General features: G+C 65.1%; 25 protein-coding genes. 3 read left to right on the forward strand and 22 right to left on the reverse strand.

Translation table 11 applies throughout. The features are described from left to right. Window positions 1-6: 6 nt before the first annotated feature. From CDQ92_RS10825 to CDQ92_RS10910, 18 genes are all read right to left on the reverse strand, one after another. Complete coding sequence (locus tag CDQ92_RS10825) at window positions 7-1,473, reverse strand: conjugal transfer protein TraH (RefSeq protein WP_088441347.1); 1,467 nt, start codon at window positions 1,471-1,473, stop codon at window positions 7-9. Next, window positions 1,473-2,297, reverse strand: coding sequence for a conjugal transfer protein TraF (locus CDQ92_RS10830; protein ID WP_188682412.1), 825 nt, complete (start codon window positions 2,295-2,297; stop codon window positions 1,473-1,475). The genes CDQ92_RS10825 and CDQ92_RS10830 overlap by 1 nt, the downstream gene beginning before the upstream one ends. A 151-nt stretch (window positions 2,298-2,448) precedes the next feature. Beyond that, window positions 2,449-4,281 (reverse strand): conjugal transfer protein TraN, encoded by a 1,833-nt coding sequence (locus tag CDQ92_RS10835; RefSeq protein WP_088441348.1) that lies wholly within the window; start codon window positions 4,279-4,281, stop codon window positions 2,449-2,451. Next, complete coding sequence (trbC, locus tag CDQ92_RS10840; protein WP_088441349.1) at window positions 4,278-5,024, reverse strand: type-F conjugative transfer system pilin assembly protein TrbC; 747 nt, start codon at window positions 5,022-5,024, stop codon at window positions 4,278-4,280. Before trbC ends, CDQ92_RS10835 begins: the two co-directional genes overlap by 4 nt. 9 nt (window positions 5,025-5,033) lie before the next feature. Then, the gene (gene traU / locus CDQ92_RS10845; protein ID WP_088441350.1) at window positions 5,034-6,056 is read right to left on the reverse strand and encodes a conjugal transfer pilus assembly protein TraU; all 1,023 of its coding nucleotides are present in this window, start codon (window positions 6,054-6,056) and stop codon (window positions 5,034-5,036) included. Further along, on the reverse strand, window positions 6,053-6,322 hold the full coding sequence (locus tag CDQ92_RS10850) for a hypothetical protein (RefSeq protein WP_088441351.1): 270 nt from the start codon (window positions 6,320-6,322) through the stop codon (window positions 6,053-6,055). Before CDQ92_RS10850 ends, traU begins: the two co-directional genes overlap by 4 nt. Further along, window positions 6,322-6,909, reverse strand: a complete 588-nt coding sequence (traW, locus tag CDQ92_RS10855) for a type-F conjugative transfer system protein TraW (RefSeq protein WP_229667500.1) — start codon at window positions 6,907-6,909, stop codon at window positions 6,322-6,324. Before traW ends, CDQ92_RS10850 begins: the two co-directional genes overlap by 1 nt. A gap of 65 nt (window positions 6,910-6,974) precedes the next feature. Beyond that, window positions 6,975-7,505: a S26 family signal peptidase gene (locus tag CDQ92_RS10860; protein WP_088441353.1), complete on the reverse strand. Its 531-nt coding sequence runs from the start codon at window positions 7,503-7,505 to the stop codon at window positions 6,975-6,977. Next, window positions 7,492-8,139, reverse strand: a complete 648-nt coding sequence (locus CDQ92_RS10865) for a type-F conjugative transfer system protein TrbI (RefSeq protein ID WP_088441354.1) — start codon at window positions 8,137-8,139, stop codon at window positions 7,492-7,494. Before CDQ92_RS10865 ends, CDQ92_RS10860 begins: the two co-directional genes overlap by 14 nt. Next, window positions 8,132-8,491 (reverse strand): hypothetical protein, encoded by a 360-nt coding sequence (locus tag CDQ92_RS10870; protein WP_088441355.1) that lies wholly within the window; start codon window positions 8,489-8,491, stop codon window positions 8,132-8,134. The genes CDQ92_RS10865 and CDQ92_RS10870 overlap by 8 nt, the downstream gene beginning before the upstream one ends. 3 nt (window positions 8,492-8,494) lie before the next feature. After that, entirely contained in the window at window positions 8,495-11,083 is a 2,589-nt protein-coding gene (gene traC, locus CDQ92_RS10875) for a type IV secretion system protein TraC (RefSeq protein WP_088441356.1), read from the reverse strand. 1 nt (window position 11,084) lies between these two features. After that, the gene (locus tag CDQ92_RS10880; RefSeq protein WP_229667499.1) at window positions 11,085-11,768 is read right to left on the reverse strand and encodes a TraV family lipoprotein; all 684 of its coding nucleotides are present in this window, start codon (window positions 11,766-11,768) and stop codon (window positions 11,085-11,087) included. Further along, window positions 11,765-12,634, reverse strand: a complete 870-nt coding sequence (locus CDQ92_RS10885; protein WP_088441358.1) for a DsbC family protein — start codon at window positions 12,632-12,634, stop codon at window positions 11,765-11,767. The genes CDQ92_RS10880 and CDQ92_RS10885 overlap by 4 nt, the downstream gene beginning before the upstream one ends. Then, window positions 12,621-13,946, reverse strand: coding sequence for a TraB/VirB10 family protein (locus CDQ92_RS10890; RefSeq protein ID WP_088441359.1), 1,326 nt, complete (start codon window positions 13,944-13,946; stop codon window positions 12,621-12,623). The genes CDQ92_RS10885 and CDQ92_RS10890 overlap by 14 nt, the downstream gene beginning before the upstream one ends. Window positions 13,947-13,950: 4 nt before the next feature. Beyond that, window positions 13,951-14,751, reverse strand: a complete 801-nt coding sequence (locus tag CDQ92_RS10895) for a type-F conjugative transfer system secretin TraK (protein WP_088441360.1) — start codon at window positions 14,749-14,751, stop codon at window positions 13,951-13,953. After that, complete coding sequence (locus CDQ92_RS10900) at window positions 14,748-15,314, reverse strand: type IV conjugative transfer system protein TraE (RefSeq protein ID WP_088441361.1); 567 nt, start codon at window positions 15,312-15,314, stop codon at window positions 14,748-14,750. The genes CDQ92_RS10895 and CDQ92_RS10900 overlap by 4 nt, the downstream gene beginning before the upstream one ends. Before the next feature lies 1 nt (window position 15,315). Continuing rightward, window positions 15,316-15,606 (reverse strand): type IV conjugative transfer system protein TraL, encoded by a 291-nt coding sequence (traL, locus tag CDQ92_RS10905; RefSeq protein ID WP_088441362.1) that lies wholly within the window; start codon window positions 15,604-15,606, stop codon window positions 15,316-15,318. A gap of 58 nt (window positions 15,607-15,664) precedes the next feature. Further along, entirely contained in the window at window positions 15,665-15,985 is a 321-nt protein-coding gene (locus tag CDQ92_RS10910; protein ID WP_088441363.1) for a hypothetical protein, read from the reverse strand. 375 nt (window positions 15,986-16,360) lie between these two features. Here CDQ92_RS10910 and CDQ92_RS10915 point away from each other — a divergent pair, with 375 nt between their 5' ends. Together CDQ92_RS10915 and CDQ92_RS10920 are read left to right on the forward strand one after the other, a co-directional pair. Further along, a complete protein-coding gene (locus CDQ92_RS10915; RefSeq protein WP_088441364.1) occupies window positions 16,361-16,801 on the forward strand; it encodes a hypothetical protein in 441 nt (146 codons plus the stop codon). A gap of 143 nt (window positions 16,802-16,944) precedes the next feature. Continuing rightward, complete coding sequence (locus tag CDQ92_RS10920) at window positions 16,945-17,439, forward strand: hypothetical protein (protein ID WP_088441365.1); 495 nt, start codon at window positions 16,945-16,947, stop codon at window positions 17,437-17,439. A 40-nt stretch (window positions 17,440-17,479) separates the two neighbouring features. On the opposite strand, the gene CDQ92_RS10925 is transcribed toward CDQ92_RS10920, so the two are convergent. After that, on the reverse strand, window positions 17,480-18,391 hold the full coding sequence (locus tag CDQ92_RS10925; protein WP_229667498.1) for a lytic transglycosylase domain-containing protein: 912 nt from the start codon (window positions 18,389-18,391) through the stop codon (window positions 17,480-17,482). Window positions 18,392-18,516: 125 nt separating this feature from the next. Between CDQ92_RS10925 and CDQ92_RS10930 the strand changes: the two genes are divergently transcribed. Further along, window positions 18,517-19,812 carry a hypothetical protein gene (locus CDQ92_RS10930; RefSeq protein WP_088441367.1) on the forward strand — a complete coding sequence of 432 codons (1,296 nt, stop codon included), beginning with the start codon at window positions 18,517-18,519 and terminating at the stop codon, window positions 19,810-19,812. Window positions 19,813-19,937: 125 nt separating this feature from the next. Here CDQ92_RS10930 and CDQ92_RS10935 read toward each other — a convergent pair whose 3' ends face one another. The 3 genes from CDQ92_RS10935 to mobF form a co-directional block, all read right to left on the reverse strand. Beyond that, window positions 19,938-20,516 carry a hypothetical protein gene (locus CDQ92_RS10935; RefSeq protein WP_088441368.1) on the reverse strand — a complete coding sequence of 193 codons (579 nt, stop codon included), beginning with the start codon at window positions 20,514-20,516 and terminating at the stop codon, window positions 19,938-19,940. 130 nt (window positions 20,517-20,646) lie between these two features. Then, window positions 20,647-21,414 (reverse strand): hypothetical protein, encoded by a 768-nt coding sequence (locus CDQ92_RS10940; protein ID WP_144035748.1) that lies wholly within the window; start codon window positions 21,412-21,414, stop codon window positions 20,647-20,649. Between the two features lie 113 nt (window positions 21,415-21,527). Continuing rightward, on the reverse strand, window positions 21,528-24,566 hold the full coding sequence (gene mobF, locus CDQ92_RS10945; RefSeq protein WP_088441370.1) for a MobF family relaxase: 3,039 nt from the start codon (window positions 24,564-24,566) through the stop codon (window positions 21,528-21,530). Window positions 24,567-24,568 lie beyond the last annotated feature (2 nt).

Consider the following 24,568-nt stretch of genomic DNA (forward strand, 5'->3'; position numbering starts at 1 on the left):
TCGCGGCTAGTGGAGCCCCTGCGCACTGAGACCGCGCGAGAAATTCAGCGCGGCGGTCATTCCGGGCGTCATCGAATTCTGGAGCGTCGATTCCAGCATGATACTGCGATCGATGATCTGCATGGTGACCTGCAGCTTGTTGTTGAGCTTCACGTCGCGCTGCCCGAACTTCGCGCGGGTGGACGCGATCTGCTGGCGCCACTGCGCGGCGGTCTCCTGATCGAACGTCTGGTAGTGGACCTTCGCCTGCTCGACCCGGTCGAGCATATTGTCGAGCATCGCCGACAGCAGGTCGACCGCGACGATCTCCGAAAGCGTCTGAATCTCGCCCTGCGTCAGCGCGTAATGGGCATAGGCCTGGACAGCGAGGATCTTGTAGAGCGGGATCGTTGCGAGGTTCAGAAGCTGCTTCTCCGCCGCGTCGAGCGGCGTGTCCGAGCGGATCTTGTCGCTCATCGAACGGATCATCGCCTCGATCCGCGGCCTGAGCGCAGCCGACGCCGGCACCGACAGCGTCTGCTCCCCGACATCATAGCAATTGGTGTCGTTGCAGCGCAGGATCTTGACCGGCGGCGCATCGGCCGTGCCGTCCAACAGCGCTGTCACCACCGCTTCCTCGGCTGGCCCGAACATGACCACCCTGCCGCCGACGCTCGGGTCGGATGAAGGCGACGTCACAACCGTGCCCACCAACGTCATAATATATTCGGAGAAGCCCTTGTCGAAGGCTCCGAACTTTGCCGACTTCTGGAGGGCCTCCCAAGTGTAGTTGTGCGGCTCGCCGACGAGCTGCTCCTTCATCGCCGCGTCGCTGTTGCCCGCGATCGTCGCATCGCGGCGATTGCCATTGTTGCAGCCTTGGCGCGCCGCCGCCCAGTCGGAGAAGACGCCCTGGCTGTTGCCCACCGCCTCGCAGATCGTCGCGCGCGTCGTCTCCATCTGCGGCCAGATACCTCCGACGAGCGCCTGCGCCGTTTCGCAGCTCGAAATGTTCATCTGGTTGAGGAGCTGCGCCTTCTGGCTGAACTCGTCCATGACCTTGCCGATCTCAGGCGAGACGGAATCGATAGCCAGCTTGAAGGCGAACCCGAGGGCGTTGTTCGCCGTCGCCTTCAGCATGGCGATAATCTCGCTCGCATTGATGAACGAGAAGCTGCCGCTGAAAAGATCGATGCCGCCGCAACCAGCCCGCGCGCTCGGAAGCTGGAGGTTGAACGGCTGCACGCTTTTCTGGGGAAAGCGCGTCCAGACATTGCCGAGCGAATAATAGCCGGCGGACTGTCCTTCATAAGCGGAGGGGCCCGTCACATTGGCCGCGCCGCCCGCATCGGAGAAGAAGCGGTTCATCTCGGCGCCAACGTCGGCGCGCGCGGTCCCTGCGACTGCAAGATTCGCGGTCGCGGCAAGTCCGGCCCATGCGCAGGTCGAGCGTAGGATGCGGCGCCACAGGCCGCTACGGCGATCCTTCCCCATCAATAGTCACTCCCCACCTTGGTGTTGGTCAGCGCGAAGATGCGATCCATGATCTCCTCGGCGCTCAAAATGCCGTAGCCGACCGGAATCGTTCGCTTGGTCAGCGTGTCGAACAGCACCAGCGCCGGCGTCTCGTTGCCGCCGACCCCCATGCGCGCGCGCTGGCCTGCGTCGACGACATATCCCGGAAACTCGCGGCTCGGACCGCCGTCCATCGAGACGGCCATCACGGTAATGTGGTGGCTATCGGCGACCGAGCGGAGGATCGGCGAAAAGATGTCGCATGCGCCACAGCTCTGCGCGTAGAAATAGAAGAGACCGTAGCGCTGGCTCAGGTTCGCGAGCACTCCGTCGCGATCGGCGCGGCGGTTGTCGAGCCAGGCCCTTTTGCCGACACTCGAAACCGGGCGCTGCAGCGTATAGTCGAGCTCGGGCTTCTGCCATAAAGCGCGCTGCCAAGTATCGGAAAAGGTTGACGCCCGATCGAGCTGCTCCCGCTGGAAACGGACATAGGCGATGACATTCTCCTCGGAGGGATCGAGGATCGCCCGGGCTTTGAGCTCATCGAGTTCGCGCGTGACCGCCGCCAGCCGTTCCACCGCGCTTCGCTCCGGCGGCGGAGTGTCAGGCGCGTTCTGCAGCCGCGGCTTTGGCTTCGAGCAATAGAACCATTGTCCAAGCCGCCGCTCGCCACAGTAGAAATCGTCGTTGCCCTCGCCGCGTTCGAAGTCCGCGCCGCTCGTGTGCTCGTCTTGCGCGAGCGCCGGCGCGGCGAAGCTCGAAATCCATAGCGCCGCCAGCGCGGCCATCATCCTGCCAGCCATGTTCCAGCTCCCTTCTTCGCCGGACGGTTCTGCGAACCGCCGGCCTTTTGCGCGGAGGATTTGGGTGAGCGCGCGCGGCAGGGCATGGTCGGCCCCGTTGCTCGCATGGAGGCGGTAGAGGCAATGGAAAGGCCTGCGGGCAAGGGCGCGATCATTTGCCGTGCAAGTCATAATAGCCCTCTATCTTCTGCTGAATCTGGGTCATGGTCTCAACCTCATCGGGAAGTTTCGCGGCGTCCATGAAGTCCGCATACACTTCGGTAAAATCCATCACCGACAGATCGAGCCGCGCAAATTCGTCGATCGTGAAGCCCAGGCATTGTTCCTTCTTGGGCTTGTCCCAGGGCTTGCCAAGCTGCGTGCGCCCCTGCTCCTGGAGGACGCGGCTCAATTTGCTCTCGAAGCAGCAATAGGCGGTGCGCTTGGTCTTGCAGATGCCGAGCACGCTCGAGGAGCAATAGGTGCCGACCTTGTGGCAGAACCCCATCCGGTCCCTGATATCGAGCTTCATCTCGTCCTGCGAACAGGCAAAAAGCGCCAGGAAGGGTGTGGCGAGCGCAGCGATCCCGGCGGGGCCGGCGGCAAGCGCGGCAGCACCGGCGCCGGCCGACAGCAGGCCCGAGACCTTGCCGGCGCAGCAGTTGATGAGACCGAAGACCGGCTTGTGACACGTCTCGCGTGCGCCCCGGAAGAGACTGAGGTCGTCCTCGTCGAACTCCTTGCCGGCCTGGTCGATCGCGTGAAGCGCGACCAGCGCGTCCTTGAGCTCAGTTGACGCCTCGCGAACGATCGGCTCGCAATCGCCATTGATGCAATAGACGTCGTCGCCGCAAATATATTGTGGCGCGGCCCCAACGTTGCCGCCGGGCGCCGGGCAGCGGTAGATGCGCTCCTCCACGCGGCAGGCGCCGTCCTGATCGTCGTCGAGGCACTCGGTGCGCACGAAGCTGCATGCGCTGTTGGCCTCAAGCTCGCTGCAATCACTCGCCGGCGAAACAATATTGCACTGGTAGGAGCGCCGCCACTCCCAGCACGGTTGGGTAATAGCCACGCCATCGATGATCCGCGTCGCCTCGCCTTGCGTGCACAGGTCGGGGCCCGACGGGACGCATTGGCTGTCGCCAGCATAGGCCTGACAACTCGCATCGCTGCGCTCGACCGTGACCGATGTTTCGCTGGCGCGGGCATACCAGAGCTTTCCGGTCGCCGGCATCTCGGGGCTGCTCGACGCGATCTCGGCCGTGCAGCTCAGCGTCCGCACGCTATAGTCGCCGCAGAATTTATTCCCACTCCGATACCCGACGGCGACGCTCGCGGCGCAGCCGCCCATCGAGGGACCACTGACCCAGCAGCTTCCATTCGCCAGCGCGCCAGCGAAATCGCTGTCCCGCGGAAAGGGCGCGCCGTAAACACCGTCCCCTGCCGCATAATATTTGTAGACCTGCCGTGTCGTGGCGCGCGGAACCATGGCGGGCGCGCAGGTCCGCGTCTCCTCGGTCAGCTGGCTCCCGCGGTTGCAACTTGCCTCATAATAGCCCGTCGCGTCCGTGCCGGGCGGCAGCGGCGTGCAAACCCCCGCCGATCCGCCCATTTCCTCGCCGTCCAGATAGGTCGACGGGTCATTTTCGACCGATGTCGCGCGGCGCGTTGTGGCAAGAATTTCGTCATTGCTGAAAGCAGGCCGCGTGCGATCACCGTCGACCGTGATCCGATATGGCTCGCTGCTCTGCCTCGCCGATGCGCCCGCCGCCTCGAGACGATCGGGATCGTCGAAATAGTCGCCCTCGGGCAAAGCAGTCCCCGCATATCCCGGAACCGCCTCGGCTCGCGCAGCGTCGGTCGGAACAAGCGTGCTATCGCGCCGGGTTTCGTTTCCGAGCTTGCGGCCCTCTTCCCGGGCCTCTTCGACGGTCGTTTGGGCAAGCACGGGCGACGCCGCGGCCAACGCGGCCAGCAGACAGACAAGGGCGCGCCGCGCGATCATCGCGCCGGCCGATGCAATCGCTTGAGTCCAACCGCCGCAACCCGCGCGCCGGGACCATTGGCCTCGGCAAAGCTGGTGAGCGCATATTCCAGCGTCACATTCCCAACCATGCGGTCGTGCGCCGGAACCTTGGTACGGCAAGCGAAGCCCGCGCAGAGGTCGAAATCGGACGAGACGGCGACATAGGTCGGCACCGCGGCCACATCGAACGCACGAAAGAGGCGCGGATCGATGCCGATATTGGCGAAATCATCCTCGCGCGCAACGATCCTGCCGAGACGCTCAGTGAAAGCGCGCATGGAATTGTCGGGGAAGCCGCGAAACACGACGACGCCACCCGCCCGCGCCGTATCCTCTATCAGCCTCCGCAGTGCCTTGGGCGGCATCGAAAGGCTGGCGAAGACGATGAGTTGGGGTGCTTCGCCGGCGCCGGCCCCGATATTCGTCGCCGCACCGGCGACAATCTCGTCGAAATCGATCGGACCCGCAGGACCCTTGGGCAAGTCGGCCGTCGCCACTCGCTCCATATTCTGCGTGCCCCCGACCCGAACCGACGCGGCGTCCTCCCGGAAGGCATCGCCCCGATCCTTGACCTGCTCCACGAAGGCGACCGCTTCGTCCTGCATTTCGGCGGACCGCTTTCGAACCGCCTCGAGGTCGAGCCCGTCGACTGTCTGCGCGAGGAGTGCGGTGACGCTCGCCGCCGCGAGCAGCGCGCCTCCAGCCAGGATCAGTTTTCGCATCCGCGCCTCCTAGAACACACAGCAGTTGCGCTTCCGCCAGACCAGATAGCCCATATCTTCGCCGCCGGCGGGATAGGCACGCCCGGCATCGGGCGGCATGGTCGAGGCGCCAATCGCCGAGCAGGCGAAGCGGCCGTTCACCGTCGGGATCGGATTGGTCATCTGGAACCGATATTGCTGTTTGCGCATGATCGGCATCAGATACTTCTTGCACAGGCCCTTGGTCCCCATCGTCCCCCAGGCCAGCGCCTGGCGGTGCATCTTGTATGCGAAGCGCGAGAGGGCGAGCCGCGACGACTGCACATGGCCGATCGACGCGGGGATATTGCCGTTGAGCGGATACATCGAGCCCTGGCAGCCCGCGCACCAGAATAGCTGGTCGAGCGGCAGGTTGGCCGTGGCGGCGACACAATCACCCGCGCAGGCTGCCTTGGCGATCGGGTTCGCGAAGACGACGGCTTCAGGATTGATGAGCGCCGCAAGCGCATCATCCTGCCAGAGCGGATCGACCTCGGTCATATAGGCGATGTCGAAGCTCGCCTGCTCGAAGCAGGCGAAATCGGTCAGAATCTCCATCCAGTAGAGGAGCGGGTAGACATACCAGTGCACATGCCACTTCGCCGTGCTCTGCGATCGGCCACCGACCATCGACGGCCCCGCCAGATAGCCTTGGCCGATGTCGAAACCGGGGGCGATCCGCATGCCGCCGAGGTTGGGAAAGCACCAGGGCTTCATCGTCACGTCGGCCAGCCGGGCAGGCTCCCAGAAACCCACCGAAATGCCGATGCGCGGCATCGGATCGGCGCAGGCACAGACGGGTGACGCCGGATTGTTCGTATCGGGCCGTCCGCTCGGCCAGATCTTGAGACCCCCCACCGACAGGGGGAAAAGGCAGGACCAGCAGACGTCCGTCACAGGATTGACGAACTTGCCGTTGCAGGTCGGCCCTGCGGCTTCCGCCACGGGCGCAGAGACGAGGATGCCGAGGAGGGCGAGCAGCGCGCCAACGATCCTGCGAAGCGCGCGCATCATTCGGTCTCCCGCGGCATATCGAGAAAGGCCGTGTCGGCGCGATGCTTGGCGCCGAGGTAGAGGAGCGTCGTCATCACCGCCGCGGCGAGCAGTACGCCGGTCGCGGCGGGCGCCAACCGGCCAACGAGTTCCCGCAGCTCGCCTTGGGCGACGATACTCGCGGCAAGCGTCAGACATAGCGCCTGCCATCCATATCGCAGGCGGCGCAGTCCGCACGTTTCCGGTGCCGCCATCGGCGTCGTCAGGAAGTCGAGCCAGAGGGGCATCAGCTCCGTCCTCCCGGTTTCAGCGCGATCTCGGAGACCCGCATGGTGCGACCGGTCTGGCTGACCACTGCCGGCGTATGCCGAATGCCGAAGGTGCCGGTCAGCCGGCCCTCCTGGTCGAAGTAGAAGCGACGCTTCCTCGCCGTCATCTGGTCGATCGGCGACCCCTTGACGAAGATGATCTTCGCGGCGGGATCGGCGTACCGTGCCAGCGCCCAGTCGAGTTCGCCCCGGTCGTCGCCGTCGATGAAAACGAGGTCCTGCCTGATCGCCACGAAGTCGAGAGGATTGATCCGCTGCCCCGCCGCGGCGATGAGATTGCCCTTCTGGTCACGAATGTCGTGCTCGATCAGTGCCGTCGGGTCATAGTCCCAGCTGCGCGCCGCGCGCGCGGGCGTGATCCCGCCAACCGGATCGGGTCTGCGCACCTTCGCTTCGACGCGACGCGCGAAGACCTCGTTCATCCGCGCGAGTTCGCCGCTGGACTCCGCCCGGCGCAACCGGCTCTCGATCGTGGCCAGCAGATCGGGCTCGATGATCGGAAACGCCTGCCCCTCCACGCCGAAATCTCGTGCTTCGCTCCGCATCGGTCCTGCCAGAAGTCCGGCGGCGGCGAGCCCGAGAGCGCCAAACATGATAGGTCCGGCCCGCTTCACAGGATGGGCACTCCTGTTCCGAGGACCTGGCGCGCGCACACGAAGCCGATGTCCGCATAGCGGCTATCAAATCCGTCGCGGTGTGGTGTCGCCGCGAAATAGCATCCGGCAGGTATCGCGCCGGTCGCGCCCGGGGCGAGCGGCTCGCCAAGCCGGGTCCGGGCCTTCATCCGCGCCACCGCCTTGCCGTTGATCGTGACGAGGTCCCCCCGGTGCGCGACGACATCACCCGCCACGCCATAGACGATCTTGCCGAAGGGCTTCGCACGTGCGCCGAAATGACGGCGCAGCAGCGGCGTGCGCGGCGGGGCGAAGAAAACATAGTCGCCCTTTGCGGGCATGCGGCCGCGATCGACGAGAAAGGCCCAGTTGGGAAGCGAATCCGTCGTATTGACGAAGAAGAGATGATGGTCCCGCCAGTCGCCGAGCCCGCCCAGCACGCCGCAACCGACGAAGACCGCAAGGACCACCAGCCAGACGCGCCAGCGCGCGTGCGAGCGCAGCGCGAGCATCTCACTGCCCGGCATAGCCGCCACTCCCGTCGAATGTTGAGACGGATGGCGCGGGCGGCCCGTATTGCGGCTCCGGCGCGCCCGGCATCGCCTGCATATCGCCCGGCGCGACGGTCCCCGGATACGCCATCGGCATCATGGCTTGCGGCGGCGGCGCTGCCTGCCCCGCAGCTGCCATCGCCTGGTCCTGTAGCCGCTGCAATTCGGCGGCCGAGGCCTGCCTTGGCCGCGCAATGCCCGAGGCGTAAACCGCGTCGCGCAAAGTGTCGGTGATGTCGGGGACATTCTTGGTGAGCACCGCTTCGCCGACCAGGACGACCTCACCTTTTTTCGCCCGATGCGCGAGCTCGGAATCGAGCGACTCCATGAATTTGCGCATCTCCGCCTCGACCTGTGCCGGCGGCGACGCCGAGCGCGCCTGGGCCTGGACATAATCCCCGACGATCGACGACAGGCGCGCCGCGACGATCCGGTCCTGCCGCGGCTTCACCAGTTCGCGTGTGACCCACATGCCCCAGATCAGCGCGCAGAGCACGAGAAGTCCCGCCAAGATCTGCGCCCGGCTGAGCCCGCCAAAGACCGGACGCCGGCGCCGGGCCGCATCGGGTACGGTGGGGGGCGGAAGTTCGAGCTCGGTCTGTTCAGCCATGGTCGCGGATCCCTTCCGGCAATTGCGCGGGAACGATCCGGTCCCGGCGCAGGATGATCAGGAGGATGGTGACGGCGAGATGTGCCGCGAGGAACAGGTCCCGGAAGGACTGGACACGCGCTGCATCCGCCTCGACATATCGGCGGGCGAGATTGTCGAGCTGATGCATCATCCCGTCGAGCGATCCGCCGCCCAAGAGAAGAAAGCCGAGCGCGAACACTCCCCAGCTCAGCAGCATCGTCGACAGCAGGAACCGCGACAGGTGCAGGCCGAAGGCGATCGCCGTGCGGCCATCCGGCAGCCGGAGCGCGCGGCGGGATTTGGCGGACGATGATGAGGCGATGCCGGTCATCGGCTATTCCGCCGCTTCCGCGAAGTCGGGAACGTGCGGTGCATCCCCTCGTCCGCGATCGGCAGGAAACGCGACGCGTTCGATCGCCTCGTCCATGCTATGCCCCTCTGCGACCAGCGCCTCGATCGCGGCGTAGACCGCCGGGCTCGACGAATAGACAGTCGCGGAAAAGGGATCGAGGACGAGCCTGCCGACCGCGAGCATCTCCGGGCCCTTGATCAGGATATCGGAATATTCACGCCCATTGATCTTGAGCGATCGCAGCAGCGCGTCGGTATAGTCGTCCATCTCGAAGCGGTCGTGGTTCTTGAAGTCCGCGATCGTCTCCGGCTTTTGCTCAAGGATGACGAACCAGTCCGAGTTTTCGAGCGCCGCGATCGAGCCCGGCGACTTGTAATAGTCGTTCAGCGACTGGGTCGCCGTGACGAGCGCGCCCCCATATTTGCGGCAGGTTCTGGCATAGATTTCGATAAAATCCGCCATCGCGCCGCCGCGGAGCATCTGCCACGCTTCGTCGAGAAACAGCGCCTTGGGGATCGAACGATCGACCTTGCGCATCATCTGCTGCGACATGAACATGATCGCGGTGAGCACCACGCTTCGAAGTTCCTCGCGTGAGGAGAGATCCGACAGTTCGAAGACGGTGAACTGCGCCGAGAGCTCGAACGAAGCCTCGCCTTCGAAGAAGCGGCCATAGGTCCCGCCCGACGAGAACGGACGCATGGCGATTCCGAGATCCATCGCCAGCGCATTGCCCGTCGCTTCCAGCGCCGCGATCACGTCGTCGATCGCGCCGGTCCGGCCCTTCGCCTGCCAGACGCTGTTGACGGCTCCGTCGATCAGCCCCCGCTCGGTATCGTTGAGCCGGTCGATATGGCGCGCCATCTGGCTCACGATCGCCTTCAGCATCGCCATGCAATCGAGAAGATAATCCTCGTTCGCGCCCGCCAACTCCGCGTCGATCATGCTGAACGGGTTGAGGCAGAAGCCCGACGAGATGGTGAATTCGACAAAGGCGCCGCCCTGGAGCTTGGCCGAATGCTCGAACGATCGCCCGTCGTCGATCACGACCACCCGCGCCCCTGCACCGCAAAGCGACGCGCACAGCTCCTGGAGCGTGACCGACTTGCCCGACCCCGACTTGCCGACGACCGCGACATTGTGATTGCCGGCGGCGTTTTCGAACGGGCTCCAGAAGAAGGGCTGGCCGCGGCGACCGATCAACATCAGATGCGGCACCTGTCCGCCCAGATACTCGCCCTGGATCGGCGCGAGGTTGGCGGCCGTCGTGGTGAGCAGCGTGCGAAGCCGCTTCATCCGATCGAGATCACGCGCGAGGCCGTTCGCCATCGTCATCGGCATCGCGCAGAGCAAGCCCATCACCTGCAGGTAGCGATCATCGAGAAGGTCCCAGCCCGCCGCGCGATAGACCGATTTCAGGACCCGCTCGTTGGCGTCGCCCCGCCCCTTGGGGGAAAAGGAGGTGACGCTGAAGAAGACACGAACAAGCTTTCGCCCCTGGCGCACCTCGTCGTTCACGAACCGCCATTCCTGGGACTGCTCGCGCAGTTGCGGCAGGAACCGCGCCGACTTTGAATCGGCGAGGCTGGTCGTCCGCATGAACTTGAAACTTGCCTTGTTGCTCAGCGCCTGGGGGTCGGGAAACTCGATGCAGAGGTTCGTCGAAACCGGACACGGCATCCGCAGCTTGTCGGTGAACATGTCACCGATGAGGCGGGCGACGTCCCAAGGCGCCCACCGCGTCGGGAGATTGCGGACCGAGAAACTCCGGACGTCGAAGATATCGGGGAAAATCTCGCCGATCTCCGGCGCGTCATCCACTATCTTGCCCGTCGGCCGAAATCGCTCGGTTCGCAGCAGCATCCGGTCGGCCTCGATCCGGAATTCGACATCGCGCCGGATGGCCTGATCGGCGATGGGATCGAACGGATTGTAGTTGACCACATCTTCGCCCGCCGCGGTCGTGGGCGACGTGATGTCATCGATCCAGGCGATAAGATCCGCAGGCTCCATCCGGCGCGCCGAGACGTTGATCGACGCCAGAGCGGAGATCAGGCCCTCCATGACGGCGACAATCTCCTCGCTGGTCAAGCTCGAGCTCTCCGGCGTCGAATAGGAGATGGCCACGCGGTGGTTGCGCAAACTGAACGGCGCATCGGAGGAGAGCGATTGCCAGACGCCCGCGGTCAGAAAATCGACGCGGTGCTTGGCCATGCGCTCATAGACGCCGCGCGCGGCATATCGCGGCAGATACCAGCGCGACAGCCGTTCGCCGATCCGCGGGCTCATCCATTGGTGGAATTGCAGACAGCCCGGCGTCGTGATGGCCTCGGACAGAAACTGTGTGAGGATCTCGCCCGTGCGCTCGTTCGCTCCGATGAGCGGGCTCGCCTCCACGACAAAGCCGCGCGACGCGCTGTTGTAGAAGATCCCGGTCTTGGGATCATGGCTCCGATAGGGAAGCCAGTCGGCGAGCATCGGGACGCCGAGCTTTGGCCGTTCGGTGTCGGGCCGCGCGGTATCGCCAAGGATACCAGTCACCATTCGTTCGAAGAGGCCGCGGTCCGCCATATCAGTCGTCCTTCGCAACGTTCGCTGGGAATCCAGGCGCCCGGGTCGCCGCGGGAGCCAGGCGATCCGAGACGTCCGCCTTGATGGCGCCGAGGGGGTCGTCCTTGCGCGCACGGGCGGCGGCCACCGCGTTGGGCGACGGGAGACCCGCGGTGCGCGGCACGTCCGCACCCTGAGGCGGATCGGCCTGGTCGACCGCGTCGGCCAGCGAGACAAAACCCATGACGCCGCCAGGTGCCCGCGCGCTCGCCCGCGGCGGCGCGAAGGCCTGCTGCCAGTCGCCGCTCGCGACGACCGCATGCACGGCAGTCGCTTCGTGAAGGCGGCCCCGCTCGTCGATGTAGGGTTGGAAGACGATCCGCAGCACTCGCTCGCGCGTGCGCGCGGGATCGCCCGGCGCCGGCCTCACGGGCTGCGCGCGCGCAACGCGCACAGCTGCGGACTCGCCGAGCCCGGGCTGGCCCGCCGCGGGAACGAAGTCGCCTTCCTCTCCCCCGCCGGCAATCGCCGCGAGAGCGCGGTCGTCGATCGCGGCGCTCGGCGCGCATACGCCATCCGGAGCGTCACAGGAGAAGCTTCCTCGTACATTCCCGCCGAGGCTGGCGCAGCTCCCCAAGAGAAGCAGGCCGCTTGTGCCAAGGACGATCGCGGGGCTGCGGCGCAACCGCCGGCGCAGCGCCCTCACGATTTCGCTCCCTTCAGCCATTGTTCGAGGAACGCGCGCGGGCGGTAGCCTTCGAGCATCGCGCCGTCGCGGCGCACGATGACCGGCGTGCCCCGCATGTCGTTGCGCGTGGCAAAGGCCTCATTGGCATCGAGACCCGAGGTGTTGCAGGCGGGCGCGGGCTTAAGGGTCTCGCCGGCATAGACAGCGTGGAGCGCGGCTTCGCGGTCCTTGGCGCAGTAAACGCGGTCGGCGATGTCCCGGCTGCCGAGCACCGATATCGGACGCTCGACGACCCGCACGTTCATCTCGCGAAGGACCTGGGCAAGCGCGCGGCAGTAACCGCAGCGAAAATCGGTGAACACCGTGACCGTCTCGCCAGCCGGGTTGCCCCAGACGATGGCGCCATCCTTCGGCAGTCCCGCAAGCGAGAGGGTGCGGCTTGCGGCCGCCGCGACCTGGCGTTCGGCCTGTGCCGGCATCGCAGCGCTCTGGCCGTCAGGCATTTCGCCCGCACCTGCAACGCTATTCGCCCGCGCCGCCGCGCCGACCAGCATGACCGGGTTCATCTCGAGCAGACGGGCCGCTGTGATGTCCTGGCGCGTCTCCATGTCGTAGACCCGGCCGATGACGAGATAGCGGGCGCCGACATCAACATAGAAGAGATTGTCACCCGCAACGACCTCGCAGAGCCCGCCGATGGTCGCGCAATCAACCGAGCCGATGACCGTCTTGGGCAGTCGCGCCTTGAGCAACGCGCGCACCTGGCCTTCGCTCACGGCAGCGTCCGCCGCGAGTGCGATCCCGGCGGCGCCGAGCGTGACGAGACCCGCCGCGAGGAGGCGCGAGGGGCGCGCGAGACCGCGCCAGCGTTCAATTCCGGACATAGACACCCTCCAGGAAAACGATCTCCACATCGATGCCGGTCGGCATCTCGATCACCGGCTGATATTGCTCGGCCCGCTCGATCAGATATTTCGAGACCATGTCGCCGCTCTGGGCGACGCCCTCCCCGAACCCACCTTCGAGGATCTCGCCGGTCGACAGCTTGTCGCGCTTCCCGTCGGTCGAGATGTTGGTGCCCTGGAAGACGCTGTTGGCATTCGCCGAAAAGCCTCGCCCGAAGCCGCCCGCGAGCCCGGCGAGGAAAGCCTGGGTCACGAGCGAGCCCTCGCGCGAGACCACCCGGCCCCGCACGCCGGTCTTCCCGCCAAAGGCGAGGAAGCCCTTGACCTCGGACACCGCATAGCGGCCGCCCGGCTGCGGGCAGGTCATCTTCTGCAGCTTCACGTAAACCTTCTCGGCCGACAGATCGCCGCGCGCGGCCCCGTTCACGAGGCAGCCTTCGATCCGGGTCGTGAGGACGCGCCCGTTCTGGAGGACCGAGCGCGCCGGTCCCGTCACGCGAAGGACCACCGGGAGCGGGTCGGTCTGGCTGTTGACCCCCGCGCTCGCATCCACGCCGACGATGACCTTCGCGCGCGCAAAGCTGTTCGGCGGAAGATAGTTGATGCTGTCGGTATAGAGCGTGTTGCCCTTCTCGACCCGCGACGCCGTTCCACCCTGGCCGCCGGCGAAGCTGACGAGCTTGACCTCGGGTGGCGCGCCGAGGCCGCTGGCACCCTTCTGTGCGGTCGCCGCGCCATCGGGCCGCTGATAGGCCTGGGGACCGGTGGGGCCGTAGAGTGCGCCCGGACCGGGTGCCGGCGCCGGCGTCCGGCGCTCATTGGCTTGCCGGCGCAATTGTTCGTTTTCCGACTGATAAGCGGAAAGCACCCGCTGGCCATCGGCCTGCATCGCCTGGTTCTGGCCCTTGAGCGCCTCGACCTGCGCGGTCAGTTGCTCGAGCCTGCGGTTTTGCCCGTCGATCGACTTGAGCTGGTTCTCGGTCGACTGAAACCTGTTTTCGGAGAGCGCCATCCACTCCTGCTGCGAGAGATTGCGGTTGACCATGTCCTTGGTCGACACCGCGACCTCGGTCTTTCCGTCGTCCTCCGCCGCCGCTTCCGATTCATCGCCAGAAAAAATCCAGATCGACGACAGGATCAGCCCGGCGCCCGCCGCGCCAGCGAGGAGCAGCCGCTGCCGCCGGCGAACAGCCTCGTTGCCGGCGAGATCGCCTGTGAGCGGCGAGACGCCTTCGTCGCTCGGCTCGTCGAGCGGTTGGCGTTTGCGCTTCAGGAAATCGGCAAGAGACATGGGTTCACCTTCCAGTCTGGGAAACGAGGTAGGCGGTGGTCGCCTTCCCCGGCGGCAGGGTCCTCTCGGCGAGCGAAACCGCCAGCGCGCTGGCCGGGGCCACCATCGCTTCGGTCAGTTCGACCGCCTGATCGCTCTTGTTTTGGATACGGAGGACCTTCCCCGAGAGGTCCGTCCCGCGATACTCGGCCACGAGTTGGACCTTGAGCGGGCCGACATTGACGGACGTCAGGCTGCGCTGGCGCATCTCGTAGCCGTCGACGATTGCGCCCGCGTACATGGCCTGGACAAGCTCGATCGCCGCGTCCTGCGGACCGCGCGATGCCGCCGGCTTTACCTCGGCCGCGCGCTCTTTCGCGATCGCGGGATTGGAGATGAAGATCTGGACCGCCTGTTCGCCATCGATCCGGCAAACGAATTTATAGACATATCCGCGCTTGCTCGTGGCGAAGAAGGAGAGCGCCGGGCGCGCGAAGCCGTCGGGTACGGACAGATAGATATCGCCCCGCACCGGTTCGTTGACGACCGAGAAATCGTCCGCGGGATTTCCAGTCGAGATCTTCGAGACCGAGGCGAACTCGTCTTCGACCAGACTGATCCGCGTGAGGTCGCGCGCCGACGCCGTGCAGTCGACCTGGCTGCTGTCGGACGCCATCACCGTCTGGTCGGCCCAGGCTGGCGCCGCTGCGACGAGGACAGCGGCGGCGACGAGGCCCGCACCAGCGAAGCGGCTGAGATGGCATTGGACGCGCGAGAGGAGCACGGCTCCGATCGCGGCGCTGCCCATGGCGATGACCGACATCATAGGTCCTTCCCCTTGTCCGGCGTCACCATCCCGAAGCCGATCAGCTTCAGCGACAGCCCGGAATATTCCCAGTCGTACCGGAAGGTCCGGTTCTCGCTCGAGATGACCTTGTTGCCGACGATCGTGTGGAGCTCGCCCGTCACCTCGGAGCGCAGGTTCGTCGTGTCGATTTCCATCTTTTCGATGGTGAAGAATTGCGCGATCGAGGATCCGCGCTGCTCGCTGACGATCTTCATGAGGTCCGCCTTGATCCGGCCCTGCATGCGCGGCGCGGTAATCTCGAGGACTTCGGACATCCAATATTCGAGATTTTGCGGGCTCCGGTCGAGGGTCAGCACAACGGTGTCGCGCGTGATCATCTCGAGATATTCGCGGCTGACGCCAGCCGAGCTGACCGTAAGCGGCGAGCGCAGGACCGGCTGGAGGACGACCTCCCGATCGCGGGAGATGGTCACGAGGAACAGCCCGATCGTGATCGCGGCGAGCGCGGCGGCGGCGACCGCCAACATGTTGCGCTGCCGCAGGATCCGCTGATTGTGCGAATGGCTGAAGGAGAGTTCCATGTCAGCCAGCCATTAGGCGCAGATATGAGGGTGGCGTGGCTCTCAGCCCGGTAAAACCGGACGGAAGATGCCAATAGGCCATGTGCAGAAGCCATGACGTTGCCCGGCCTGCCTTAGCTTTCCTGAGACCCCACCAGCCTGCACCCGAAAGAAACATGCCGATAAGGATATGCTGAGACAGGATCCCCCATGCGAAGGGAATGACCATCGCCAGGAACTCATCCAGCGTCCACAGCCCGATCAGCTCGGGATCGTCCAGATGAGTCGGGATGACATATTTGTCCGCGGCCATTGCACCACCCTCTCCTTGGATCGGCCGAAGCTGCCACCTCGACCGGTCGCGGGACCTTTCAGATCGTTGCCGTCACCGTCGAGGTGACGATCGGGATGCCGGTGCCGGCGCCGACGCCGACCCCGACGGGGATTGCGATTTGCCCCATCGAGAAGCGCCCCGAGGCGAGCGCGACGATGCCGCCCGCGAGCGAGAGGACGGTGATGATCTTGCCGCCCGAGCCCTCGAGGAAATCGGTGAATGTGTTGAGGGCGGTGTCGAACGTCGTGTCAGCGCCCGCGAACGCCGGGCCCGCGGTCCAGGCGAAGAGAAACAGGACAAGCAGAGCGAGGGCGATCGCCAGCTCCGCACGTCCAACATTGTTTCGGACAAGTTGCATGGTGGGTTTCCTTCTCATCAAGACGCGACCGAACCGCGCCCAGAAGGAAGCTCACCAATCGTTCCGCTCCCGGACAAGCGGCCCCCGACCCTGCAACTCGATTCGGGAGCCCCGGCGACGAATTTTCTTTCCCAAGTTGGTGATTTCGGGGCGCTTTGCCCCGTCCTGAGGGGCAGGGCGCCCCTCCGCCAAGGGCGACATGGCCACCGATCGGGGGCACAATGCCCCGCAATTGCGGACAGAAGCCCGTCACGGTAGATTCGCGGCTGCGGACTCGGGTTTTGTTAACCATTCGACGTTCAACAAAGCGGGATCGGGGGCAACGCTTGCCGGAGGGCACGCTTGTGAACAGGGTCAAATGGGAACGTGGCGTTTATGACCGCTGACGCACGAGACTTTGCGCTCGAAATCTCGGAGCTCCTTTTCCGCCTCACCACGGAATGCATCCGCGTGCGCTCTAACGAAACCCGCGCGCACGAAAGCCTTTCGAGCCTCACGCTGCACGTCGTGGGCACGGACCGCGACATGGCAGGCCATGACACCGACATCCTTCGACAGCATCTGAAACTCATCCCCGCCTCCGGGGATATTGCCGTCCTGCTGGCGCTGCCTCAGACCTGCATCGACCGGCTCGGGGGCGTCAGGACGAGCCTCGAGAAGCGGGTCGGCTACCGGCTCACGTCCGAAGACACGCTTTCGCTACTGCTCTTCAACTATGTGGTCGAACAAAAGGCCGCGCGCGTGCTCGATACGCTCGGTCTTGGCCGGTCCGAAAGTCGCGACCCCGGCAGCGAAAACGCTTCTTTCTCGCAGTGACAAGCCGGGCTTTGGCGGACGTCGCGAGTGCCAATCTGGCCCAAACCGCGCTTGCAAAGCCAATTTCGCTATGATTGTCTTGGGTTAACGGAGCGGCATTGGGGGTCGAAATGTCATCTCTTGCCTGGTTTGAGGCGTAGATTATGGACGCCGGGGAAAGCGGGAATCCGCTCCGCGACTATATTCCGCTGATCCTCGAATCCATGGCCGCGCAGGAAACGGCGCAGCGCGCGCTCGCGCAAAAGACCGGGATCAACAAGACCCGGCTCGGCCTCCTCCTTCACCGCGATCCGGCCAAACGGTCGGTGATCACCCAGCCTGAGCTGGAGAAAATTCTTCATGCGCTGGGGACGAATATCCTGCAGGCCTATACCTGCCTAGAGACCTTCCAGGGTCTCGATCTCCTCGATCGCCAGCGCTATTCCACGATCATCGCGATGCTTTGCGACATGTTCGCCGACCTACCCCGCAAGATCATCGAGGCGCTCGACGAGATCAACGGCATCGACGGATCGGAAGTGAAGCGCGACTGGGGCGCCCCGCTCCAACGCGCCGTCGTGAAGAAGGTCGCCGAAGAGGTCGTGAAGATCCGGGAGCGCCGCGCACGCCTTGTCGATGGCGATGATTTCGAACTCTAGCCGCCGGCTCGCGCGGCGCACCTCCGGCGATCAGCCAACCTCAGAAGGTCGAGATATCGGCCGTTCGCTGCCTCACCGAGGGCCTGGACGGCGCCTGCAGAGCGACGCCGTCCGCCGGGAGAATGACCGTCTGGCGCTGGAGGCCGCTGAGGCGAGACCAGTTCCAGAGGACATTGCTAACATAGTCCTGCGTCTCGCGGATCCGGGGAACCAGGCCTCCCCGCACCCGGCCTGGTCCGGCATTGTAGGCCGCGAGCGCGAGATGATATTGCCCGAATGTGTCCAGTTGCTGGCGCAAATAGCGCGCGCCGCCCCGCAGATTGCCGTCGACGCTGTACCGATCGACGCCGAGACCCGCGGCCGTCGCCGGCATCAACTGGGTCAAACCGAAGGCGTTCTTGGGCGACACGATGGTCGGGTGATACCGGCTCTCGCGAATGATCATCGCGTCGAACAGCCCCACCGGAATTCCATATTCGCAAGCGATCCGGCTCATCATCCCATAATAGGATGCGCGGCGCAGTTCGGCGTCGGAGCTCAGGAATCCGGTCGCCCGATAACCCGGCGATGCACAGCCCGGGACGAAGCGCCAAGTCTCACCCGAAAGGACCGCTCCCGCCCGCATCCACAGTGGGACGGAGATGGCCGAGACCGGCGCCAAGCTCTCCGTCGTCTCGGCCCCCTCGTCGTCAAGCAGGCCCCCGGGATCGCCGGGCATCGCCGGCGCTTGCAGTCGGGCAAGCATCTGCAATTCGATCGATCGCGCCTCCTGCCCATAGGCCAGCACTTCGGCTCCGAAATGCGGCGCGGTGCGGGCCGGCGCACCTTCGGCGGCGCCGCGCGCGCGGGCATCACCCATGAGGATCAGCTCTACGCGCCGCGCTATCGGCGGGTCGGCTTCCTTCGCATGCACTGCGCCCGTCCAGCACGTCGCCAAGCCTATCAAACCCATCAAAGCCTTGCGCATGACGCTTTCTCCCAACTGCCAGAGGCAAAGTTGAGATCAACGCGCCGCTCCCTGTCAATCCGCCGGCGACCCGCCTGTGCTAGTGGCGGCGGTGCGATTGGAGACCGCCGATGTGGCTGATTCCGAGAAACAGCGATGGCTGTGGTGGCGCGCGGATCGCCCTTCCCGCGCTCGTCCGGGAAGCGCTTGTCCGCTGGTATATCGGCGAAGGGTCGCGCGCCGACGAGGAGGCCGGGATTATGCTCGTTCAGCAGGCCCGCATCGGCGAACGGTGGATCGCCTGTGATTGTTTGGCTGACGGTGAAGCGCCGCCGATCCTGACGCCCGCATTCCTGTCTGAGGCCGACACCTATTATCTGCGCCGATTGACCAGTCCCAAGCGCCCGGAGCACCGCACGGATTGCCCTTTCTTTCGCGAGCAGGCAACCAACCGGCTGTCCGAGGTCCGTACACAGGACAGCCCGGCCGATCCGCCGATCGGCTTTTTCGAAGTGCTGCGACCGGCGCCGGAGAATCTGGCGCAGCGCCCTGAATCCGACACCACCGACGACCGAACGCGGCATGGGTCGATCCCGCGCCTCGCGCGGCTGCTATGGCGGCTGATGATGCTCTCCAGGCTCAATCATTGCCCGCCGCTCCGCGACGAGGACCCGGAACGTTCGATCTCGCGCGAGTTCCAGCGGCTCGCTTTCGCGGCCGCCCGGGTCGAGATTGCGCCGGGAATCGAGCTCGGCCGTGCGTTCTGGACCCACGCGCAGCCGCTCCACAGCAGACGCGTCTTTGCCGCGCTGCGTGCGCTTGCGCCGCAATGGCCCCGCGGTCACGCCCCACAGGGGTTCCTTGCTCTTTATGCGCAGCATGTGCGCGGCTCGACGATCGAAGTCGCGGACGGCGAACCCGTGGTGCTCGCCAACCGGGTCCAGTCGCCATCGATCCGCGGAAACCAGATCAAGGGTCCCTATCTGGTCCTGGTCGTCGCCGGACAATATCCCGAAGCGCGCGGCTATGCGGCACTTCGCGGCTACGCCCAGCCGGTCTTCAAGGGCAATCGGTTCGTGCCCGTCGATTCCGAGTTCGAGCGCCTCGTGCTTGGTGAGCTCGTCGAACTGCGCCGAACCCTCGACCGCGCCGGGTGGGATCTATCGATCGCGAAGCCGCTGTTCGACACGCTGACCCCGACAGGAGCCTGCAGGCCCGATTTCATACTCGAGGCTTGTGCCAGGCGAACCGGAGAAATCCGGCGGATCGTGGTCGAGGCCATGGGGTCTAGCGATCCAGACCATCTTGCGTCCAAAGCGGTCACACACCCGAGAATGAGGCAAATCGCTCCGATTTCCCTCGTTTCTTCGGAAGATCTAGAGTCTGGGCGCGTCGGCGACATCGTTCGCGGCGCCTTGGGAGTATAGTCGGCGTTGAACCATGAGGCCTCTCTTCGGCAAACCTGAGCGACAGGCTTGGGGCGCAAAGGTGTGGTCGCGCTCAATCAGTCCATGGCAGAAGATCTGGGCCTTGCTTTGCCGCCTCCCCAAGCTCAATTGAACGGAAGCGATGCCTGCCTGTAGCGCGGCCGTGCGGGCACGGCTCGCGTGTCGGCCTGAAGAAGCCCGCGCGCAGCGGGAGAAAGCGTATAGACCGCCTGACGTTGCCCGCCGCGATTATGATGATCGACGCAGTAGCCCTGATAATGCCTGAAGAGGAGGCCAGCGCGAACGAGATCCGACACCGCGCGGCTCACGTTCGTTTTGCCCGATACGCGGACACGCAAACGCACCTCGCTGTCGATCGCGCGCTCGGCTTCAGCAGGATCGGTAGAAAGGGTCCCCTCCCCTGTCAGTTCTCCGCGAACGCGTTCCTGAAGAGCCTGCCGCCGCGGATCCCGGTGGCCCATGGGCGCCAGCGCATCGCACAGCCAGTCGCGAACCGTCACTTGCTCGCCTTCATTCATGATGAGCGGGCCCGCACTGCCATTGGGTCCGGCTGCCTTGGCAATGAGGTTGAGCACCATGAAGGCATAGCGCGGCCGCGCGGAGCTGTGCGCCAGGACCTCGAGCAGCCCCGGCATATCGAGCGAGCTATTATCCGAACGGGATTGAAGGGCGGTTTCCAGCATCGGAACGAATCAAGCACATGAGGAACGAAAAGTGAATCCCCAAAATCGTCCTCACCGGACCTTTGTCATGTGTGACACTTTGCCCGAGGGTAAAGTGTCATTGGCGACAATCACCGAAAGTTGGCGCTCCTCAGCGAAGCGGCAGCCAGGCCGACGTCTCGGTTCCCGGTCCTCCGGAGAAAACCATCAGCGCCGCTTCGATCGAACCAAACCATTCCAGCGGATCGACCTTGTAGCGCAGCAGATCCTGATCGCTAAGCTTCGCGTCCCTGATCACGGCGATCGCCTTATCCAGACGCTCATGGCACTTCGCCTTTACGATCGCCGACGCGACGGGAAGCTGCCGCCGCAAGGTCTCGCTAACTTCGATATGGAATCCGATACTGAGCGACGCGCTGGAGAACTCCCAGTTTCCCGCGCCGCTCCCCTTCGCGAATAGAAAATCCCGGTGCCAGAGGTCGCCTGCGATCCTGGCGCTTTGCTCGACATGGCCTATCGCGCCGTTCCGCAGCCGGATGATCATGTCGTGATCGGCCTGCTGTTCCGGCAAGAGCTTCGACGCATCGAGCTGAACCGACCCGCGTTCACTCTTCGACCCGCTGGTCGCGGTGGCGCGGGCATAAAGCAATATAGCGGTCGTCAACAAGCCGCTCTGAACATGAAGCAGGGCAAGGGGATCGATGCCATCGGCTGCCTTTGTCACCTGGGCCAGCGCATCGCAGGCCCCTTGGGCCTGCTCAAGATCCGCGCTGCACGACTGAGCTCTCCAGGCTTGCCTCAGCGCGCTTGAGATTCTCTTGTCGCCGCCTTTTACTTCGATCGAGGTAGCGAGCTTCATGAGATTTACCGTTACCGGCAGCGTAAACGGGATGCCGCCGCCCAAAGGACTCTTCGCCAATCTTCGTCTCCTGCCGGCAGGCGCCGGTGCAGGCGACCAGGCCAAGGCGTTGCCGCGGACCTTGTGGCACCCGCCGTCCCGTCGATCCAGAGACAAGGCCAAAACCTTTGGCCCTATAGATCGAGCCCCAGGCCCCGCTCCGGCAGCAGGGGCAAAGTGTCACTACGGCCGCTCTTGTCGGGCGCGTCGGGTGTCTTGCCGTTGCCGGCGCCCTCGGTTGCTGGACCCGCCGGCAATGGCGGCAATTCGCCTCCAGCCGCGGGTATGTCGGGCAGCCCCAGACCGTCGATCGGCCCAGGATCGAACGGCGCCTCCGGCGCGGAGCACCGGCGCCCATCGATATCGATGCGCCCGAGCGTTTCCAGGGCGGATGTCTTATTGCCGGGATTCATATCGAGCTGGCGGGAGAGCTTTTCCTTGTCGTCGACGATCATGGTGAGCGCGTCGCGGACGCGTGTCACGGCGACGTTGAACAGCCGCTGGTTCGACAAATGCCGCTCATGCGACGACATGACGGTGATGGCCTTGTCGGTCGTGATCCCCTGCGCCATGTGCATGTTGAGACTATAGGCAAGATCGAGCCGCGACAGCATCGGATCGCCCTCCGCGAGCCGTAGCTGCTGCCGATCCGCCGTCTCCACTACGATCGCGCCGCTCTCGACCGTCGCGACGCGGGCCAAGGCCGAATTGAACAGGCCGCGCGCCTTGTCGTTGGCGGTCCAGCGGATGCGATCGCCTTCCCGCAGCGCGAGCGACTTCTTCTCGGCGAGCTGCAGGCGGTCGCGCTGTTCGGTTGGGGACAGTTTGAGCGGATCGAAGCGTATCCGTCGTCGCCCATCGGCGAGCTCGACCTTGCCGCTGCGAACTATCCTGACGACGTCGTAGCGCCCCGCCGCGATGCCGACATCCCGCGCACCGCCGGCGCCCACTTCAAGGGTCTGGCCGGGGCGGTAGGTCGAGACATGTCGCAGCTCCTCGCGGGTCGTGTTGATCCGCTCATAAACGGTGACCTGAAAGGCCTCGCCCTTCACGCTCCCTTCGGCGACCAGACCGTCCTGGATTCGTTCGTTGATGACGGTTCGGGCATCGCGGCCCGAAGCGAAGATCGCCGTCACCTCGCGTTCCGTGGGCGGAAGCGCGAGCCAGCGATCAGCCGCTGCCGAGGCGGGATCGGCTTCCTCGATGACGTTGTCGCCGAGTACCGCGAGTGCGGCCCCAGCCTTGCCGATATTGGCAAGCGCCGCGACCGTGCGCAGCTGATCGGTGCGCTGACGGATGTTCATGTCCATTCGCGCCATTGTGCCGCCGCCCGCCTGGATCATCGCGAACGCCTTGCCCGCATCGATCGAGGACAGCTGTTGCCGATCGCCGACGAGAACGAGCTTGTCCACGCCGAGCGTCTCCGCGATACCGTGAAGCTTCAGCATGTCGCTGCTCGAGACCATCGAAGTCTCATCGACAACAAGCATGCTGCCAGCGAGAGACGCGCGCGCCGCCTGGTGTCGATCCGTCCCCTGCTCCGCGATAAACCGCTCGTTGGCCAGCACGAAAGAGGCGATCGTCTGCGCCTTGATCCCCGCCCCTTCGGCAAGGTCGGCAACCATCTTGTTCTGAAAGGCAAGCCCCATGATCGCACGCCCTTCAGCCTGCGCGACACCCGCGACCGCCTGGAGCATGGTTGACTTTCCGGCGCCCGCGACGCCTTGCACAACGACCGAACGATCGGGAGACGAAAGGATCATTGTCGCGGCCGCGAGCTGGCCCGGATTGAGGGGCCGCTCGGCCGCGTCCTGGAGGCGGCCCGGCGCGGCATCCGCCGAGACGACAGGGCTAGCCAATCCCCTCCCCTTCTCGACCGCCGCGAAAATCCTCTCCTCGGTCTGGAGCGCCTCGCGTGTCGTCACCATGCGACCGGTTCGGTCGGCCGCTGCGGCGACGCCCTGGATGAGCTGCCTCCTGTCGACGAGCGCCCCGATCCGGCGCTCGACACCCTCGATCGTGACGCCCTTCAGACCGAGATCGAGCGCGGTCTTGGCGAGCGTATCGACAGGCCAGGCTGCTTCCCGCTCGCCAAGGATGCGAACCGCCGATGCAACGGCAAGCTGGGTTCGGGCCGCGGCGGGGGAGGCGACCGCGCGGGCGAGGCCGGTGTCGACGAGGGGATCGTGGGGGCGGAGCAGCCCGCCGAGCCGCTGGCGCGCCGTATCGATCGCGTCCGAGATCGCGCGATAACCCTTGTCGAAAATGCTGCCCGCAGGAGCAAAGACGGACCGCGCTTCGGCTGCCGCGACGAGCGCCTTGCCGTCGAAACCGAGTGCGGCCGCCCGGCTGGCCCATTCCTGTTTCAGCGCCGCACGATCCTCGACGCCGAGCTTGGGATCGCGCGACCGTTTCGTGATCTCGCGCAAGCCCTCCGGCGACTTGATGCCGAGATGCGTCGCGCGCTCAAGAATTTCCGCGCGCCGCTGGCTGAACTCCGCAAGAACAGCCTTCGGGACCCCCGCGATCTCGAAGGTTCCATGCTTTCCCTTCATGTCGAGGCTATATCCGAGGCGCTCCAGCTCGCTGCGCAGATGCGCGTGATAGATCGCGCCAATGACGGTGTTGCGGCTCCACAGCTTGTCGGCGTGCAGCGCCTGCCAATTGCCCCCCGGCATGCGTGTGAGATTGGCGATTACGGCATGGATATGACCCTGGGGATCGAGCGCGCGGCTCGTGTCGTGCTGGAAGAGGGCATAGACGAGATTGCCGGTCTGGACCGGAACCTTGCGGCCCTCCACATCGCGCCGTCCTTCCGCGAGATTCTTCTCGACCCACGCCATGGTTTTGGCGACCGCGGCCATGTTGGCGGCGAGGATGCGCTTGTCCCCTGCGACATAAGCCATCACCGACGCGGACTTTGGCATCGAGAAGGTAAGGTCGAATCCTGGGCGCCGGTTCTCGACCTGCGCGACCGCCTCACCGTCTGGAAGGCTCCCGTTCAATATCGCTTCGAAACCGTCTTTCGTGACCTCTCCAGAAAGTCCGAGATCGGTTGCACCTTCCCCCGCCCAAAGACTGACCTCGGAGGAGCCCTCGACGGTGTAATAATCGTCCTTCGCGAAATAGTTCGCAGCGCCTGCGGCCGAGCGTACGGGTGCGATCGACAGCATGG

Source organism: Sphingopyxis bauzanensis (assembly GCF_002205675.1).
GTDB classification, from domain to species: domain Bacteria; phylum Pseudomonadota; class Alphaproteobacteria; order Sphingomonadales; family Sphingomonadaceae; genus Sphingopyxis; species Sphingopyxis bauzanensis.